At 62.6% G+C, this 16,300-nt stretch carries 18 protein-coding genes; 8 read left to right on the top strand and 10 right to left on the bottom strand.

The window, feature by feature from the left end; genetic code table 11:
- The first annotated feature begins 106 nt into the window (after nt 1-106).
- Both ACF8K2_RS13625 and mmsB read left to right on the top strand, forming a co-directional pair.
- Nucleotides 107-1,633, top strand: coding sequence for a CoA-acylating methylmalonate-semialdehyde dehydrogenase (locus ACF8K2_RS13625; RefSeq protein ID WP_186554286.1), 1,527 nt, complete (start codon nt 107-109; stop codon nt 1,631-1,633).
- 10 nt (nt 1,634-1,643) lie between these two features.
- A complete protein-coding gene (gene mmsB, locus ACF8K2_RS13620) occupies nt 1,644-2,531 on the top strand; it encodes a 3-hydroxyisobutyrate dehydrogenase (RefSeq protein ID WP_186554285.1) in 888 nt (295 codons plus the stop codon).
- 123 nt (nt 2,532-2,654) lie between these two features.
- On the opposite strand, the gene ACF8K2_RS13615 is transcribed toward mmsB, so the two are convergent.
- The 7 genes from ACF8K2_RS13615 to ACF8K2_RS13585 form a co-directional block, all read right to left on the bottom strand.
- A complete protein-coding gene (locus ACF8K2_RS13615) occupies nt 2,655-2,999 on the bottom strand; it encodes a cupin domain-containing protein (RefSeq protein WP_003251579.1) in 345 nt (114 codons plus the stop codon).
- A 110-nt stretch (nt 3,000-3,109) separates the two neighbouring features.
- On the bottom strand, nt 3,110-4,042 hold the full coding sequence (locus ACF8K2_RS13610; RefSeq protein ID WP_312155591.1) for a phosphatidate cytidylyltransferase: 933 nt from the start codon (nt 4,040-4,042) through the stop codon (nt 3,110-3,112).
- Nucleotide 4,043: 1 nt separating this feature from the next.
- Nucleotides 4,044-4,667, bottom strand: coding sequence for a lysophospholipid acyltransferase family protein (locus ACF8K2_RS13605; protein ID WP_264234662.1), 624 nt, complete (start codon nt 4,665-4,667; stop codon nt 4,044-4,046).
- Nucleotides 4,668-4,677: 10 nt separating this feature from the next.
- A complete protein-coding gene (locus ACF8K2_RS13600; protein ID WP_392465260.1) occupies nt 4,678-5,109 on the bottom strand; it encodes a hypothetical protein in 432 nt (143 codons plus the stop codon).
- Nucleotides 5,106-6,530, bottom strand: coding sequence for a dual specificity protein phosphatase family protein (locus tag ACF8K2_RS13595; protein WP_392465258.1), 1,425 nt, complete (start codon nt 6,528-6,530; stop codon nt 5,106-5,108). The genes ACF8K2_RS13600 and ACF8K2_RS13595 overlap by 4 nt, the downstream gene beginning before the upstream one ends.
- Nucleotides 6,527-8,284, bottom strand: a complete 1,758-nt coding sequence (locus ACF8K2_RS13590; protein WP_392465257.1) for a bifunctional alpha/beta hydrolase/class I SAM-dependent methyltransferase — start codon at nt 8,282-8,284, stop codon at nt 6,527-6,529. The genes ACF8K2_RS13595 and ACF8K2_RS13590 overlap by 4 nt, the downstream gene beginning before the upstream one ends.
- 43 nt (nt 8,285-8,327) lie before the next feature.
- Entirely contained in the window at nt 8,328-8,933 is a 606-nt protein-coding gene (locus ACF8K2_RS13585) for a CDP-alcohol phosphatidyltransferase family protein (protein ID WP_186554279.1), read from the bottom strand.
- Nucleotides 8,934-9,157: 224 nt separating this feature from the next.
- Here ACF8K2_RS13585 and ACF8K2_RS13580 point away from each other — a divergent pair, with 224 nt between their 5' ends.
- Together ACF8K2_RS13580 and ACF8K2_RS13575 are read left to right on the top strand one after the other, a co-directional pair.
- Nucleotides 9,158-9,340 (top strand): type II toxin-antitoxin system HicA family toxin, encoded by a 183-nt coding sequence (locus ACF8K2_RS13580; protein ID WP_392465255.1) that lies wholly within the window; start codon nt 9,158-9,160, stop codon nt 9,338-9,340.
- 46 nt (nt 9,341-9,386) lie between these two features.
- A complete protein-coding gene (locus ACF8K2_RS13575) occupies nt 9,387-9,794 on the top strand; it encodes a type II toxin-antitoxin system HicB family antitoxin (protein ID WP_392465254.1) in 408 nt (135 codons plus the stop codon).
- Between the two features lie 22 nt (nt 9,795-9,816).
- Here ACF8K2_RS13575 and ACF8K2_RS13570 read toward each other — a convergent pair whose 3' ends face one another.
- Nucleotides 9,817-10,701 carry a LysR family transcriptional regulator gene (locus tag ACF8K2_RS13570; protein ID WP_392465253.1) on the bottom strand — a complete coding sequence of 295 codons (885 nt, stop codon included), beginning with the start codon at nt 10,699-10,701 and terminating at the stop codon, nt 9,817-9,819.
- 77 nt (nt 10,702-10,778) lie between these two features.
- Here ACF8K2_RS13570 and ACF8K2_RS13565 point away from each other — a divergent pair, with 77 nt between their 5' ends.
- The gene (locus tag ACF8K2_RS13565) at nt 10,779-11,543 is read left to right on the top strand and encodes a sulfite exporter TauE/SafE family protein (RefSeq protein ID WP_392465251.1); all 765 of its coding nucleotides are present in this window, start codon (nt 10,779-10,781) and stop codon (nt 11,541-11,543) included.
- On the opposite strand, the gene ACF8K2_RS13560 is transcribed toward ACF8K2_RS13565, so the two are convergent.
- Entirely contained in the window at nt 11,533-11,847 is a 315-nt protein-coding gene (locus tag ACF8K2_RS13560; RefSeq protein ID WP_186554274.1) for a putative quinol monooxygenase, read from the bottom strand. The two genes, ACF8K2_RS13565 and ACF8K2_RS13560, sit on opposite strands and share 11 nt — an antisense overlap.
- A gap of 179 nt (nt 11,848-12,026) precedes the next feature.
- Here ACF8K2_RS13560 and ACF8K2_RS13555 point away from each other — a divergent pair, with 179 nt between their 5' ends.
- From ACF8K2_RS13555 to ggt, 3 genes are all read left to right on the top strand, one after another.
- Complete coding sequence (locus tag ACF8K2_RS13555; protein WP_186554273.1) at nt 12,027-12,617, top strand: NAD(P)H-dependent oxidoreductase; 591 nt, start codon at nt 12,027-12,029, stop codon at nt 12,615-12,617.
- A gap of 100 nt (nt 12,618-12,717) precedes the next feature.
- Nucleotides 12,718-13,620, top strand: coding sequence for a LysR family transcriptional regulator (locus ACF8K2_RS13550; protein WP_392465250.1), 903 nt, complete (start codon nt 12,718-12,720; stop codon nt 13,618-13,620).
- Nucleotides 13,621-13,749: 129 nt separating this feature from the next.
- A complete protein-coding gene (gene ggt / locus ACF8K2_RS13545) occupies nt 13,750-15,417 on the top strand; it encodes a gamma-glutamyltransferase (RefSeq protein WP_186554271.1) in 1,668 nt (555 codons plus the stop codon).
- A 99-nt stretch (nt 15,418-15,516) separates the two neighbouring features.
- Here the strand turns inward: ggt and ACF8K2_RS13540 are convergent, their stop codons facing one another.
- Nucleotides 15,517-16,230: a methyl-accepting chemotaxis protein gene (locus tag ACF8K2_RS13540; RefSeq protein WP_392465268.1), complete on the bottom strand. Its 714-nt coding sequence runs from the start codon at nt 16,228-16,230 to the stop codon at nt 15,517-15,519.
- Nucleotides 16,231-16,300 lie beyond the last annotated feature (70 nt).

Raw genomic sequence — 16,300 nt, 5'->3', positions numbered from 1 at the left:
TTTGTGCGTTCTTGTTGGATGTTTGCACATCTATACTCGAAATCAGCGCCTAGACGCCACCTCGCGTTGGCGATCTCGTCCCACAATAATTCCAAGGAGAGCGCAGATGAACGCACCTCAAACCCCCACCCAGGCCACAGTCGAGCAGGTCAAGCTGCTGATCGACGGGCAATGGGTCGAATCTAAAACCAGCGAGTGGCGCGATATCGTCAACCCGGCCACTCAGCAAGTGCTGGCGCGTGTGCCGTTCGCCACCGTAGAGGAAGTCGACGCCGCCGTAGCCGCTGCCCAGCGCGCTTTCGTCAGCTGGCGCGACACCCCGATCGGCGCACGCATGCGCATCATGCTCAAGCTGCAAGCGCTGATCCGCGAACACACCAAGCGCATCGCCCAAACCCTCAGCGCCGAGCAGGGCAAGACCCTGGCTGACGCTGAGGGCGATATCTTCCGCGGGCTGGAAGTGGTCGAGCACGCCGCTTCCATCGGCACCTTGCAAATGGGCGAGTTCGCCGAGAACGTCGCAGGTGGCGTCGATACCTACACCCTGCGCCAGCCGATCGGTGTATGCGCCGGTATTACGCCATTCAACTTCCCGGCGATGATTCCGCTGTGGATGTTCCCGATGGCTATCGTGTGTGGCAACACCTTCGTCCTCAAGCCGTCCGAGCAGGACCCGTTGTCGACCATGCTGCTGGTCGAGCTGGCGCTGGAGGCTGGCGTTCCGGCTGGTGTGCTGAACGTGGTGCATGGCGGCAAGCAGGTGGTCGATGCGATCTGCACGCACAAGGACATCAAGGCGATCTCGTTCGTCGGCTCCACCGAAGTCGGCACCCACGTGTACAACCTGGGCAGCCAGCACGGCAAGCGCGTGCAATCGATGATGGGCGCCAAGAACCACGCCGTGGTATTGCCTGACGCCAACCGCACGCAAACTGTCAACGCCCTGGTGGGAGCTGCCTTTGGCGCTGCCGGCCAGCGCTGCATGGCGACCTCGGTGGCCGTGCTGGTCGGCAAGGCCCGTGAATGGCTGCCAGACATCAAGGCTGCGGCGAGCCAGCTCAAGGTCAACGCCGGTTGCGAGCCGGGCACCGATGTCGGTCCGGTGGTTTCCAAGCGCGCCAAGGAGCGTGTGCTGGGCCTGATCGAGAGCGGCATCCAGGAAGGCGCCAAGCTTGAGCTGGACGGCCGTGGCGTGACGGTGCCGGGCTATGAACAAGGTAACTTCGTCGGCCCAACCCTGTTCTCCGGGGTGACTACCGACATGCAGGTCTACACCCAGGAAATCTTCGGCCCGGTGCTGGTGACCCTGGAGGTCGATACCCTCGATGAGGCTATCGCCCTGGTCAACGCCAACCCGTTCGGCAACGGCACTGGCCTGTTCACCCAGAGCGGCGCTGCGGCGCGCAAATTCCAGAGCGAGATCGACATCGGCCAGGTCGGTATCAACATCCCGATTCCGGTGCCCGTGCCGTACTTCAGCTTCACCGGGTCGCGTGGCTCCAAGCTCGGCGACCTCGGCCCGTACGGCAAGCAGGTGGTGCAGTTCTACACGCAGACCAAGACGGTCACCGCACGCTGGTTCGACGACGACAGCGTCAACGACGGCGTGAACACCACCATCAGCCTGCGCTAAGGAGGCCCCCATGCGCATTGCATTCATCGGTCTGGGCAACATGGGCGCGCCTATGGCGCGCAACCTGATCAAGGCCGGCCATCAGCTGAACCTGTTCGATTTGAACAAGACCGTGCTGGCTGAGCTTGCCGAACTGGGCGGGCAGATCAGTGCCTCGCCCAAGGACGCTGCCGCCGCCAGCGAGCTGGTCATCACCATGCTGCCGGCTGCCGCCCATGTGCGCAGCGTGTATTTGAACGAAGACGGGGTATTGGCCGGGGTAAAACCGGGCACGCCGACAGTCGATTGCAGCACCATCGATCCGCAGACCGCGCGTGATGTGTCCAAGGCGGCCGCCGCCAAGGGCGTGGACATGGGCGATGCGCCGGTATCGGGCGGCACCGGTGGCGCAGCAGCAGGCACCCTGACCTTCATGGTCGGCGCGAGTGCCGAGCTGTTCGCCACGCTGGAGCCGGTGCTCAAGCAGATGGGGCGCAATATCGTCCATTGCGGTGAGGTGGGTACCGGGCAGATCGCCAAGATCTGCAACAACCTGCTGCTGGGCATCTCGATGATCGGCGTGTCCGAGGCCATGGCCCTGGGCAACGCACTAGGGATCGATACCAAGGTGCTGGCCGGCATCATCAACAGCTCGACTGGGCGTTGCTGGAGTTCGGATACCTATAACCCGTGGCCGGGGGTGATCGACAGTGCCCCGGCGGCCCGTGGCTATACCGGCGGCTTTGGCGCTGAGTTGATGCTCAAGGACCTGGGGCTGGCCACCGAGGCGGCGCGTCAGGCGCACCAGCCGGTAATTCTCGGTGCGGTGGCACAGCAGCTGTACCAGGCCATGAGCCTGCGCGGTGAAGGCGGCAAAGACTTCTCGGCCATCGTCGAGGGTTATCGCAAGAAAGACTGAGCAACGAGGTGGGCTTCATCTTGATCGCGGCTCGAACGACTCTCCCCCTGTAACTGCGCACCTGGGGGAGGGGCGTTTGAGCTGCGATTTTTTTCGCTTGGTTGAGCAGCTTGGGAGCGCTAATCAGGCGAAGACGAAGTATTTGCGTACCGTCTCGACCACTTCCCAGGTGCCCTTCATCCCGGGTTCGATGACAAATACATCACCCGCTTTCAGGTGTTTTGGCTCTTCACCTTCGGGGGTGATGATGCAGTAGCCGTCGAGGAAGTGGCAGAACTCCCACTTGTCATAATTGACCTCGAACTTGCCTGGGGTGCAGATCCAGGTGCCCATGATCTTGCTGCCGTCAGCCGACAGGTAGGCGTTGAGGTTGACGGTGTGCGGATCTCCGCCAATGCGCTTCCACTTGGTGGCGTCGACCACCGGAGTCGGGCAGGTTTCGCGCAGGACGGTGATGAAATCGGACATGGCAGGTTTCCTGTTGGTGGGTTCGAAGACTCATCACCATAGGGCTATCGACCTCGGCCCAGTTGCCTGGGCTCGACGTCCACCTGCCTGGTCGCGCTATGCCCGGCTGATCAGGCCCACCAGTAGCGCACGAAGTGAAAGAACACCGGCGCTGCGAAGCATACCGAATCCATCCGGTCGAGCATGCCGCCATGGCCTTCGATCATGTGGCCCCAGTCTTTGACCCCGCGATCACGCTTGATCGCCGACATCACCAGGCCGCCGAAGAAACCCATGGCATTGACCGTCAGTGCCATCAGCGCCGCCTGCCAGAAGCTGAACGGGGTGATCCAGCACAGCGCCGCGCCGACCAGGGTGGCCAGGGCCACGCCGCCGAGCAGGCCTTCGAGGGTCTTGGACGGCGACAGGTTGGGCGCCACCTTGCGCTTGCCGAACAATTTGCCGCACACGTACTGCAGCACGTCGCTGATCTGCACCACCAGGATCAGCCAGGCGATCAGCAGCAGGTTGCGGCCCTCGAAACCGGGAATATCCAGGGTCAACAGCGCAGGCACCGAGGACAAGCAATAGACCGCGATCATCAGGCCCCACTGCACCTTCGAGGCGCGCTCGAGAAAGCGCGTGGTATCACCGCCGAAGCTGGCCAGGATCGGCAGGAACAGGAACAGATAGACCGGAATGAAAATGCTGAACAGCCCATACCAGTCCATCGCGATCAGCAGGTACTGCACCGGCAGTGCCACGTAGAACGCCGCCACCAAGGCCGGGTAGTCGCCGCGTCGGGTCGGGGTCAGGGTCATGAACTCGCGCAGCGCATAGAACGACACGCAGTAGAACAGCACGATGACGCCGTACTTGCCGAACAGGAAGGCGATGCCGATCACCAGCACCATCACCCACCAGGCGTTGATCCGCGCGTTGAGGTTGTCGATGACTGCGTGCGGCGCCGGGCCCGCGCGCCACTTGAGCAGGCGGCCGATGACACTGGCGAGCAGTAGCAGGGCGCCGATACCGGCGAACAGGGTATAGGTGTTGTGGTCCATCTCAGGCTTCCTTGGGGGCCAGGTTCAGCAGAGCCTGGCGGGCCCGCTCGAGAAATGCGTGCTTGCCTTCAGCGGCGTCCAGGTGCAGTGGCTCGCCAAAGCTCAGGGTGCACAACAGTGGCAGCGGCAGGGCGCGGCCCTTGGGCATGACCCGGTTGAGGTTGGCGATCCACACCGGCACCAGTTCGATACTCGGATTGCCAGCGGCGAGGTGGAACAGGCCGCTTTTGAACGGCAGCAACGGCTCATCACTGAGGTTGCGCGTGCCCTCGGGGAAGAAGATCAGCGAATCACCGGCGGCCAGGGCGTCCAGCACCGGCTGCAAGGGATTGTCGTGCGGCTCGCTCTGCTGGCGATCGATCAGCACGCCATTGAACACCTTGCGAATGACGAAATCGCGCAGCCCAGGCTTGGCCCAGTAGTCGGCGCCAGCCACCGGCCGGGTTCGCTGGCGCAAAGGGGCAGGCAGCGAAGCCCACAGCAGGACGAAGTCGCCATGGCTGCTGTGGTTGGCGAAGTACAGGCGCTGCACCGGTTGTGGTGTGCAGCCCAGCCACAGGGCGCGGGCGCCCGTGATCAGGCGGGCGGCGGAGGTGATGGCAAAGGCAGTCAGGGCGGCGAGCATGGCACGGTTCTTATCCGATAAATGGGAGTGTCAGCAGGGTAGTCAGTACTAGCGCGACCTGCAGGCCCAGGCACAGCGCCTGACGGCGCAACAGGGCGAGAGCGGCCTGGCTGCGACTGGGCCAGTCGCGCGGGTCGCTGGCGTTAGCTTTCAAGTTGAGGTCGAACAGGGCGCGGTCGAGTTGTTGGGTGGCCGTCGTCAGGTCGGTGCTGTTGGCGAGGTGAGCGAATAGCTCGGCGTCCAGTGCCACACGGATCGCCCAGTACTTGTGCAGCAGGCCCAGGCAAACCAGCAGGATGCACAGCGCACTGGCCAGTGCCGGCAACGCCAGCCCCAGCAGCGGCGCCAGGGTATAGGCCAAGGCCAGCAGGCTGATGCCGTCAGAGACTCGTTCCAACTGCTGACCGCGGGCGAGCAGGGTGGCGACCAGATGCAGGTTCATGCTTGGGCTCCTAGCTGTTGCAACGCCAAGCGATGGCCGGGGTGCAACACCACGCCTGGGCGGGCCTGGCGGATGCGCGCTTCAGCCTCGCTGATATCCGCGCAGCGGCCGCTGTGCAGTAACCAGGCGGCCACGGCGCTGGCGCTGCGTGAATAGCCCAAGGCGCAGCAGACCAGTACGGGGCCCCGATGATGGAGCTGCTCGATGGTCTCGGCGGCCTGTCGCAGAAGGGCGGCGTCGGGGATGACCAAATCCAGGGTAGGCAAGCTTTTGTAGCTCGGCTGAGGGGTGGTTGGTGCCTGTGCCTGCCCCTTCGCGGGCAAGCCCGCTCCTACAGGGACCGCAGCATCCGCCGAGATCTCTGTGGGAGCGCGCTTGCCCGCGAAGAGGCCGGCACAGGCAACTACAGCTCTGCAGGGTAGCTCTGCACACAGATCCACAATCGCCACGAACCCATTAACTTCCCCCCGCCCCGGAATGCGCCCCAGGTAAACCCCATCACACACCTCATCGGCCTGCGGATGGCGCCGTGTCCACAACCTGGAGTTGAGCCACGCCCCCGACAGATAGGGCGCCAGCAACCAACCCGCTGCTACCGACAGCCGCCCATCGGCGCCTTTCTGAAATCCGTCAGCACCCAGCAGCGCGTAGTTCAAGGCCACCAGCAACAGCGATACGGCCGGCCACAGCAACCACAGCCAAGCACCGCCCATCGCCAACCCTGGCCAAGCGCACAGCGCCGCGCCCAGGGCATAGCGCAAGGCCAGCCGCCAGCGTTTGCGATCGCCTGCAAGGCGGGCTTGCAGCAGCGGTAATGTGCCCTCGCCGGGCCACAACCAGACGCATAGAAAACCAACCAATGCCCCCGTGGGTAAGTCGATGAAGTGGTGCTGCCAGGTAGTCAGCACCGATACCCCGATCAGCCCCATCCAGCCATGCAGCACGATGCGCCCGATAGGATGGCGTACATGCCGGGCAAACATCGTCCAGATGATCACCAGCAGCGCGATGTGCAACGAGGGCGCTTGGTTGAAGGGTTTGTCGAAGCCCATCAGCACATCGAACAGCCAGCCAAACAGGCCGCCCAACTCCGGACGCTCGAAGGTGAAACGCAGCGGCCACAGCAAGAAACTCGCGACGCAGATCAGCTGCGCGGTGAGCAGCGCCAGGGCATGCCGGTCCATTTCGCGGCGACTGCGCGGCAACAAAAACGACAGCCCGTAAAGCAGGTCGATCGACCAATAGGGAATGATCGTCCACGGCCACAATGGCATCTGCGTTTCCCAAGCGAACACCAGGCTGCCGACATCGTCTCGGGTTGCGGTGTAGGTGTTGGCCAGGCCATAGCTGAGGAAGAAAAACGGGCCGAGCAGCAACAGCCACAACACGCCACGACGAATCAGCCCAGGCTCACGACTCATCCATTGACCCGCTGCGCCAGGCTGACACTGAAGATGCCCCACTCATCGATGCGCTGGGTGATCTTGCGAAAACCTGCCGCTGCCACCAATTGGTCCATCTCCGCCTGGCTGCGCCGGCGCATCACCCAGGCCTGGCCGCCTCGGTGGCTGGTCAGGGCGCGGGCGATCATCTCCAGTTGCGGGTGCCAGGGTTGCCCGGTGTAGACCAGATAACCGCCCGGCTCGACCGCATCGGCCAGGCCTGACAGGGAGTTGCCAACTAGCTGGTTGCTCGCGAATAGCTCATACAGCCCGGACACCACCGCCAACGTCGGGCGAGGGTCGAGCGCCGCCAGGCTCTGGCGGTCGAAGGCATCGCCCTGGACAAAGCGAGCAATCTCGCCGAGGCCTTTTTCGGCGATCAATGCCGTGCCTTGCTCGACATTCAGCTCGCTGTAGTCACGCAGCAGGATCGAGTCTGGCAGTTGCTCCAGCTCCTGCAGGGCTTCGAGGATGTAGCGACCGTGGCCGGCGGCGATGTCGACGATGTTCACCGGCTTACCCTGTTCATGCAGGAGGCCAATGGCTTGGCGCAGTAGCTCTTCGACATGCAGCTTGCGTTGGCGAATGCCACGCCAGCCGATGGCATCGAGGTAGTTACGGTCGATCAGTTCGCCGAGCTTGCCCTTGCCGGTGGCTTGGTTGCGGTAGACGTAATCAAGCGTGCTGCCGGAGTCGAAGCCTGTGGCGAAGCCCAGCTTCACCCCTTCGGACAAGCCCTGGCCTAGACGCAGGCCAGCGCGGGTGGCGCGCCAGTACAGATCGCGAGGCGAGTTGCGCGGCAATGGCGCTGCCAGGCTTTCGGCTTCGGCGCAGCTGGCGCCGGTCTTGTCGGCATCGAGCAACGAGGGCGCCGCCACTGGCGAGGCAAAGCAGTGCTCGACGAAGCGGCTGATCCGCGCCAGGGCATGGGCGCGATCCCGCTCGCCGAGGGTGTCATGGAAAAAGCCGGGCAGCACATGCAGCTCTTTACGCGCGCTGCCCAGGCGTTGGAAGAACAGCTCTTGAGGCTTGCGCTCAACCACCAGATCAGCGCCGGAGACCAGCAGCTGGGTCGGTAGCTGGATCGCCTGGGCGTCGGCCACCACGCGGTCGGCCGCCTCATAGAGACCCAGCAGCATGGTCACTGAGATCGGCCGGCTGATCAGTGGGTCGGCCACATACGAGGCGACTCGCTCCGGGTCGTGGGTGAGCAGGCGTGGCTTGACGTAGCTGTTGACGAAGAAGTTGCCGCGCAGCGCTTTCAGCAGTTTCAGGCCAGGCCGGGCGAAGGGCACGTAGAGCTTGACCTTGAACGCTGGCGAGGCGAGCACCAGGCAGCGGACCTTGGGTGCGTAGTCGTGGGCCCAGGTGGCGATCAGGACTGCCCCGACACTCTGCGCCAGCACCACCATGTCTTGCTCTTCGATGCCGTGGCTGGCGTGAATATGCTCGATGAAGGTCTGCACGTCGCGCACGCTGCAGGCAAAGCCCGGGCTGTCGCCACGCGCCCCGGGCGACTGGCCATGGCCACGGGCGTCCCAGGCGAAGAAGTCGTAGCCCGGCATGTCCAGCTCATCGACCAGGTGGGCCAGGCGCCCACCGTGTTCGTGGCCGCGATGGAACATCACCACGGCGCGTCGTGGCTGATGCTCGTTACGCGTGGCGGGCCAGTAACGGTAATGCAGCTCGACGCCGTCATGGGTAGTGAAATGCAGCGATTGCGCTTGGCGCATGGCGAAAATCCTTGTCCGGCAGCAATGAGGGCAGCGAGGGGGCTCAGCGGGCTTCAGCCAACCCGCGACGTACCCGGTTGTAGAGGGTATAGAGCGACAGCAGCGCAATGACCAGCAGCAGGCCGTTGATCCAGGTCGGGCTGAGCAGGCCGAAGGCCACCCCAGCACCCAAAACGCCGAAGGCAAACGCCCGATCGCTCTTGCCCATCGGCCCGTCATAGCGCCGCGAAGCGCCGGCCAGCGGCCCCATCACCCCGGCGTATTCGCAGATCAGCGCGCTGATCACCACCAGCACCACCAGGGTTGGCGACACGCCAGCCAACAGCGCGAAGGGCAGGTACAGGGCGGCATCGGCGATCACGTCGCTGAGCTCGTTGAGGTAGGCGCCGAGCTTGGATTGCTGGCCGAACTCACGGGCGAGCATGCCGTCCACGGCGTTCAGTGCCATGCGCAGCAGCATCCATAGCGGAATCAGGACGAATAACCAGGTGACGTGCGCGAGCCAGGCCAACAGCACGCCCAGCAACACTGAAACCACTGCAGCACAGACGGTGACCTGGTTGGCAGTGACGCCGCGCTCGTACAGGCGCTGCACCGAAGGGCGCAGCAAGGCCTGAAAGCGTGGTTTTAGTTGATAGATGGAGGGCACTTGAAATTCCTTTTCGGGGTGCTCATCGAAGACGAAGCAGTAGGGATTGTGAGAAATCGGCCTATTAACAGCAAGTTTGATTTTTCTTACAAGCCCTGAGGTATAGAGCTATGGGTAATGCCGAGCCCGCCGCTCGTCGTCTTGAGTATGCATGGTGTGTACTGCGCTTTGTTCTTGTTAATTTAGGTGTGTACCATACACACTAACTGCCCAAGGAAGAATCAATGCGCAGTAGGGATGTGATCGAACTTATTGAGGCGCACGGGTGTTATCAGGTCGAGGTGAAGGGCAGTCATCATCAATTCAGACACCCCGTGAAGCGAGGCAGGGTTACGGTTCCCCATCCTAAAAGTGAGCTACCCAAAGGCACAGTGCACAGCATCTTGAAACAAGCAGGTTTGAAGTAGGGGCAGGCCCAAGGTCTGCAGGCTCGAAAATTTACGGAGAGGCGCAATGAAATTTCCGGTTGTGATGCACAAAGACGTTGAGTCGGACTACGGTGTGATCGTGCCCGATGTACCTGGCTGTTTTTCAGCAGGTGCGAGCGTTGCACAAGCGCTGGAGAATGTTCAGGAGGCCCTCGCACTGCATTTTGAAGGGCTGGTGGCCGATGGGGAGGCATTGCCGCAAGCGCAGGAAATCGATCTACATGTCGCAAATCCAGATTATGCCGGCGGGGTGTGGGCGGTAGTGGATTTCGATGTCACACCGTATCTCGGTAGGGCTGTACGGTTTAACGCCACGTTGCCGGAAAACCTCTTGCAGCGTATTGATGAGAAAGTAAAACGTGATCATCGCTATGCTTCACGTTCTGGCTTTTTGGCTTCGGCCGCATTGCGCGAGCTGGCACTGGCCCATTGATTTGCAACGATTGCAACGCTGCTTACCGCTTCACCAGGCGTTCAACCAGCTTTGTGGCAAACCCCGGTAAGGCAGCGAAATCTCGCGCGCACAGCTGCAACCGGCGATTGGCCCAATCTTCGCCTAGCGCCACCCAGCGAAGTGGCAATACGGCCTCCCAGCGGCGCACCGAAGCCAGCGGTACCACGCTCACCCCTGCGCCCCCAGCGACCATGCGAATGACCCCGTCGAAGCCCTCGGCGCGGACGCGTACCTGCATGCGCAGGCCCTGACGCAGGGCCTGCTCCTCCAGGTGCAGGGCCAACGCGCTTTGGCTGCCAAGGGCCACATGGCCGTGGGCGAGGCTGTCGCTGAAGCTGGGGGCGTGCTGCTCGGTCAGGGGATGCCCGAGTGGCATGATCAATACCAGCGGGTCGTCGCGAAAAGGGCGGGTTTGCAGATGCGCGCAGGGCGCGGCGGTTGAGATGATACCCAGCTCGGCCATGCCCTGAGTGATCGCCTGGACGATGCGCAGGCTAGGCAGCTCCTGGACTTCGACACTGACAGCGGGGCAGTCCACCAGGTAGGCGGCGAGCAGTTCGGGCAGATACTCGGTGAGCGCGGCGGTATTGCACAACAGGCGCACCTGGCCTTGCTGGCCTTGAGCGTATTGCGCCAGGTCGTACTGCAGTCGGTCGACCTGCTGGGCGATCAGCCGCGCATGCTGGAACAAGGCCTGGCCCGCTGGGGTCGCTTGCACGCCACGGCGGTTGCGCTCGAGCAGGGCGATACCGAGCGACGCCTCCATCGCTCGAATGCGCGCGCTGGCCGCAGGCAGCGACAGGTGGCTGCGCTGCGCGCCAGCGGTGATATTGCCGCACTCCAAGGTGTGCTGGAACAGCTTGAGGTCAGTCAGATCGAAATGCATGTGCCTCTGTCCTGGCAAGAGCCTGGCTGAGTATATGGCAGATTTTCAGGCACTGGCCGCCGCGGCAGTATTCGCCCATGGATACTTTGCTCGCGTTCTACAACGACATAGGCCCGGCACTTTCGCTGCTGGTGCTGGTGACTTTTCTTCTGGCTGGTACGGTGAAGGGCGTGATCGGCCTTGGCCTGCCAACGGTCGCCATGGGCCTTTTAGGTCTGGCTATGCCGCCGGCGCAGGCTGCGGCGCTGTTGATCGTGCCGTCGACCTTGACCAATCTCTGGCAGCTGGCAACCGGTGGGCACCTGCGGGCGCTATCACGGCGGCTGGCGGGCATGCTGCTGATGATCGTGCTGGGCACGCTGCTGGGCAGTGTCTGGTTGGGCATAAACAGTGGGCCGTGGGCGGCGCATGCCTTGGGTGGGGCGCTACTGGTGTATGCGCTGTATGGCCTGGTAGGGCCGGGCTTTCGCATCGCAGCGCCACGTGAGCGCTGGCTGGGGCCATTGTGTGGGTTGCTGACCGGTGTGCTGACGGCCGCCACCGGCGTCTTCGTCATGCCCGTAGTGCCGTATCTGCAAGGCCTGGGCTTGTCGCGAGAAGAAATGATCCAGGCCCTGGGCCTGTCGTTCAGCGTCTCGACCCTCGCCCTGGCAGTGGGCCTGAGCGGACAGGATGCCCTGGGTGGGCAGGCGTTGGGCGCTTCGCTGGTGATGCTGGCGCCCGCCTTGCTGGGTATGTTCGCTGGCCAGTGGCTGCGCCAGCGGATCAGCGCCCAGCTCTTCAGGCGCTGTTTTTTCATTGGCCTGTCAGTGCTGGGCGGGCATCTGCTGGTTAACGGCTAGCCGACGACGGGCTGAGCATTTCGATCATTTGGATATCGAAGTCGCGTTCCAGGTAGTCCATGCGCTGGGCGAAGAACTGCTGCATGTGCGGTAGGGCCGAGTGCACATCCAGCGCAGCCTTGTCGGCCCACACCTCGAAGAACACGAACAGGCTCGGGTCCTGCTGGTCACGCAGCATGTGGTACTCGATGCAACCAGGCTCCTGGCGGCTCGGTTCGACATAGCCACGGAACAGTTGCTCGAAGGCTTCTGCCTTCTCTGGGCGGGTCTTGGCTTTGAGGATAAAGGCGTATTGCTCACTCATGGGTTGGGCCTCTGAAGAAAGTGGTACGCCGATTTTAAAGCAACAATCAGAGTGCCATTTGTGAATTGCAGGCAAATGTATTTTGCTCCGCCCCTGCTGTTTCCCCCGCTCGCGAGCCCCTAATCTGCCGTCATCCCATTCGGTCGCCAGATCGACCCAGACACATTTAGAGGCCCACCATGAAAAAGATTCTCCTGCTCAATGGCGGTAAACGCTTTGCCCATTCCGATGGCCGTCTGAACGAAACCCTGCACGACCTGGCGCTCGCCTACCTGGACCGCGCCGGATACGACGTCAAGCAGACCTTCATCGATGGCGGCTATGACATCCAGGAAGAAGTCGAGAAGTACCTGTGGGCCGATGTGGTGATCTATCAGATGCCAGGCTGGTGGATGGGCGCGCCGTTTACCGTCAAGCAGTACATCGATGAGGTGTTCACCGCAGGTCACGGCAGCCTGTACGCCAGTGATGGCCGCACCCGCTCCGATGCTTCGCAAAAGTACGGCAGTGGTGGTCTGATCCACGGCAAGCAGTACATGCTCTCGGTCACTTGGAACGCCCCGCAGCAGGCTTTTGACGATCCGAGCGACTTCTTCGAAGGCAAGGGCGTGGATGCGGTGTACTTCCCGTTCCACAAGGCCAACCAGTTCCTCGGCATGACCGGCCTGCCGACCTTCCTGGCAGTGGATGTGATGAAACGTCCCGATGTGCCGGCGACCATGGCAGCCTACGAGGCGCATCTGGCCAAGGTGTTCGGCAAGGCCAACTGATGCGCTGATTGCTGAGGGGGCTGCACGGGCCCTCAGATCGCTTGCAGGGGGAGGCTCAACCGGCTATCTATCATCGCGTCATTCAAGTGCAGGCCGCCAAGTGAAAACCCGTTCAGAAGAACTCCAGGTATTCGTCACCGTCATCGATTGTGGTTCGATCTCCGCCGCCGCCGAGCAGATGGGCCAGACGCCGTCGGCGGTCAGTCGCACCCTGTCGCGCCTGGAAGGCAAACTTGGCACCACCTTGGTCAACCGCACCACCCGGCGCATGGACCTGACCGAAGAGGGCCGTTTCTTCCTCGAACGCTCGCGGACCATCCTCGAACAGATGGACGAGATGGAAGAGCGCCTGTCGATGAACCGGCAAACCCCTTCGGGCCGGCTACGCATCAATGCCGCAGCACCGTTCATGCTGCATGCCATCGTGCCGTGGATCGGCGAGTTCCGTCAGCAGTACCCCGGTATCGAGCTTGAGTTGAATACCGACGATTTGATCATCGACCTGCTGGAGCAAAGCACCGACGTGGCCATTCGCATTGGCGAGCTGGCCGACTCCAGCCTGCATGCACGCTCGCTCGGCTGCAGCCCGATGCAGATCCTGGCAAGCCCGGCGTATCTCGAGCGCCATGGCACGCCGCTCAGAGTCGAGGATCTGCACCAGCATTGCCTGCTCGGCTTCAGCCAGCCTGAGGTGCTCAATCAATGGCCGCTACGCCATGCCGAAGGCGATCGCTGGACGATCCGCCCCAGCCTGATCGCCTCCAGTGGGGAGACCCTGCGCCAGCTGGCGCTATCAGGTGAGGGCATCGTCAGCCTGTCGCACTTCATGACCCATGAAGACATCCGCGCCGGGCGCTTGCAGGTGCTGCTGAACGAGGCCAACAACGGCTATCGCCAGCCGATCCATGCGGTGTACTACCGCAACACCCAGCTGGCGCTGCGCATTCAGTGCTTCCTCGACTTCATCCAGCACAAGCTGGCGGGGTACGCCTGCTCTGCGTAATGGAAAAAACAGTGTTCTGAACGCGACAGTTTTGGCTGATTGGCGTCGTAATGCTCCTGGGTTGTTTGCTTAGTCGAAACGCTTCGGCCTTAATGACTGATCAACAAAAACAACACCAAGGAAGCGCACATGCGTCTTGTCATGTTCCAGTCCATGGCCCTCGGGGCCGCGATCCTGAGCTGTTCGTCGGCCTTCGCCGTCACCCTGGAGGGCGGCGCGGTGGCTGCCCCCGATCAATATGGCGCACAGGTGGCCGCCGATATCCTGAAAAAAGGCGGTAACGCCGTGGATGCCGCGGTAGCCACGGCCTTTACCCTGGCGGTGACCTACCCCGAGGCCGGCAACATCGGCGGCGGTGGCTTCATGACCCTGTTCGTCGATGGCAAACCGTACTTCCTCGACTACCGCGAAGTGGCGCCCAAGGCGGCGACACGCAACATGTACCTGGACGACAAGGGCGAGGTGATCGAAAACCTCAGCCTGGTCGGCGCCCGCGCAGCTGGCGTGCCCGGCACGGTGATGGGCCTGTGGGAAGCACATCAGAAGTTCGGCAAGCTCAAGTGGAGCGAACTGCTCACCCCCGCCATCGGTTATGCGCAAAACGGCTTCAAGATCGCCCAGAAGCAGTATCAGTACCGCGACGATGCCCAGGGCATGTTCAAGACCGCGACCAACTTCAATGACTACTTCGGCAACATGAAGGTCGGCGAGCTGTTCAAGCAGCCAGAACTGGCACAGACCCTCGAACGCATCGCCGACAAGGGTGTCAGCGAGTTCTACCAAGGCAAGACCGCCGACCTGCTGGTGGCGCAGATGCAGGCCGACAAGGGCCTGATCACCAAGGACGATTTGAAGGACTACAAGGCGCTGTGGCGCGATCCAATGGCCATCGACTGGCGCGGTAATGTGGTCTATACCGCACCGCCGCCAAGCTCTGGCGGCGTAGCTCTGGCCCAGCTGCTGGGGATCAAGGAAAACCGTGCCGCCGATTTCAAGGGCGTGGAGCAGAACTCGGCGCGCTACATCCACTTGCTGGCCGAGATCGAGAAACGCGTCTTCGCCGACCGCGCCGACTACCTGGGCGACCCGGCCTTTACCAAGGTGCCAGTGGACAAGCTGATCGCCAAGGACTACCTGGCCAAGCGCGCCGAACAGGTCAACCCCACTGCCATATCCGCGACCGACAAGGTCCGTCCAGGGCTGGAGCCGCACCAGACCACCCACTTCTCGATCGTCGATAAACAGGGCAACGCGGTGAGCAACACCTACACCCTCAACCTCGACTACGGCAGCGGTGTAGTGGTCAAGGGTGCAGGCTTCCTGCTCAACGACGAGATGGACGACTTCAGCGCCAAGCCGGGTGCAGCCAATGCCTTTGGCGTGGTCGGCGGCGAGGCCAACGCGATCGCTCCGGGCAAACGCATGCTGTCGTCGATGAGCCCAAGCCTGGTGACGCGCGACGGCAAGGTGACCCTGGTGATCGGCACCCCGGGGGGATCGCGGATCTTTACCTCGATCTTCCAGGTGATGAACAACCTGTATGACTACAACATGCCGCTGGACAAGGCCGTGGCCGCGCAGCGCGTGCATCACCAGTTGCTGCCCAAGGACACTATCTACTTCGACAGCTACGCGCCGCTCACTGGTGCGGTGGCTGAGGAGCTGAAGAAGATGGGCTATGTGCTGGAGGATCAGGGCTGGGAAATGGGCGATATCCAGGCGATCCGGGTGACGGGCGAGAAGATCGAGACCGCTTCGGATCCGCGTGGGCGCGGCGAGGGTCGGGTGGTCAAATAGAGCCCTTTAGGCAGGGCTGAAGTTATCGCGGGACAAGCCCGCACCTCCAGGGTCACACGACCCCTGTAGGTGCGGGCTTGTCCCGCGATGGGTTCGACGTCAGACGCGGAACTGGCTGACCAGCATCTGCAAGTGACCGCCCAGACGCGCCAGCTCAACGCTGGAGGCCGCGGTTTCATCACTGGCCGAAGCGGTCTGTTCCGAGACATCGCGCACGTTGAGAATGCTGCGGCTGATCTCTTCAGCCACGGCGCTCTGCTGCTCGGCAGCGGCAGCGATCTGTTGGTTCATCGACTGGATGTTCGACACCGTACGCGTGATGTTCTCCAACGAACCACCGGCTTTGCGCGCCAACTCGACACTGCTTTCAGTCAGGTTGCGGCTGCCGAGCATGGCATTGGCCACCTGCTGGGTGCCGTTCTGCAGGCTGGCGACCAGCTCTTCGATCTCTTCGGTAGACTTCTGGGTGCGCTGCGCCAGACCGCGCACTTCATCGGCGACCACGGCAAAACCACGACCCGCCTCACCGGCACGAGCAGCTTCGATGGCCGCGTTGAGGGCGAGCAGGTTGGTCTGTTCGGCGACCGACTTGATCACGTCCATGACGCTGCCGATCTTCTGGCTTTCCTGCTGCAGCAGGTTCATCGCTTCGGTGGAGCGGTGCACTTCTTCGGCCAGGCGTTCGATCTGGCTGATGGCTTCGCCCACCACCCGATCGCCCGCGCGCGCTTCGTCGTCGGCACCGGTGGCGGCGTGCGAGGCTTGCTCGGCGTTACGTGCCACTTCCTGCACGGTCGCGGCCATTTCATGCATGGCGGTCGCTACCTGGTCGGTTTCGACTTTCTGGCTGTTGGCGCCGGCGCTGGTCTGCTCGGTCACCGCC

Source organism: Pseudomonas sp. xss_2, assembly GCF_043104195.1.
In the GTDB taxonomy this organism is placed as follows: domain Bacteria; phylum Pseudomonadota; class Gammaproteobacteria; order Pseudomonadales; family Pseudomonadaceae; genus Aquipseudomonas; species Aquipseudomonas urmiensis.
Note: the sequence above shows the minus strand (reverse complement) of the source record. Positions and strands in the feature narration are given on the sequence as shown.

Coding starts and splice junctions, on each gene's coding strand:
- ACF8K2_RS13625 (WP_186554286.1), top strand. CDS start 107: ATGAACGCACCTCAAACCCCCACCCAGGCCACAGTCGAGCAGGTCAAG.
- mmsB (WP_186554285.1), top strand. CDS start 1,644: ATGCGCATTGCATTCATCGGTCTGGGCAACATGGGCGCGCCTATGGCG.
- ACF8K2_RS13615 (WP_003251579.1), bottom strand. CDS start 2,999: ATGTCCGATTTCATCACCGTCCTGCGCGAAACCTGCCCGACTCCGGTG.
- ACF8K2_RS13610 (WP_312155591.1), bottom strand. CDS start 4,042: ATGGACCACAACACCTATACCCTGTTCGCCGGTATCGGCGCCCTGCTA.
- ACF8K2_RS13605 (WP_264234662.1), bottom strand. CDS start 4,667: ATGCTCGCCGCCCTGACTGCCTTTGCCATCACCTCCGCCGCCCGCCTG.
- ACF8K2_RS13600 (WP_392465260.1), bottom strand. CDS start 5,109: ATGAACCTGCATCTGGTCGCCACCCTGCTCGCCCGCGGTCAGCAGTTG.
- ACF8K2_RS13595 (WP_392465258.1), bottom strand. CDS start 6,530: ATGAGTCGTGAGCCTGGGCTGATTCGTCGTGGCGTGTTGTGGCTGTTG.
- ACF8K2_RS13590 (WP_392465257.1), bottom strand. CDS start 8,284: ATGCGCCAAGCGCAATCGCTGCATTTCACTACCCATGACGGCGTCGAG.
- ACF8K2_RS13580 (WP_392465255.1), top strand. CDS start 9,158: ATGCGCAGTAGGGATGTGATCGAACTTATTGAGGCGCACGGGTGTTAT.
- ACF8K2_RS13575 (WP_392465254.1), top strand. CDS start 9,387: ATGAAATTTCCGGTTGTGATGCACAAAGACGTTGAGTCGGACTACGGT.
- ACF8K2_RS13570 (WP_392465253.1), bottom strand. CDS start 10,701: ATGCATTTCGATCTGACTGACCTCAAGCTGTTCCAGCACACCTTGGAG.
- ACF8K2_RS13565 (WP_392465251.1), top strand. CDS start 10,779: ATGGATACTTTGCTCGCGTTCTACAACGACATAGGCCCGGCACTTTCG.
- ACF8K2_RS13560 (WP_186554274.1), bottom strand. CDS start 11,847: ATGAGTGAGCAATACGCCTTTATCCTCAAAGCCAAGACCCGCCCAGAG.
- ACF8K2_RS13555 (WP_186554273.1), top strand. CDS start 12,027: ATGAAAAAGATTCTCCTGCTCAATGGCGGTAAACGCTTTGCCCATTCC.
- ggt (WP_186554271.1), top strand. CDS start 13,750: ATGCGTCTTGTCATGTTCCAGTCCATGGCCCTCGGGGCCGCGATCCTG.
- ACF8K2_RS13540 (WP_392465268.1), bottom strand. CDS start 16,230: ATGCATGAAATGGCCGCGACCGTGCAGGAAGTGGCACGTAACGCCGAG.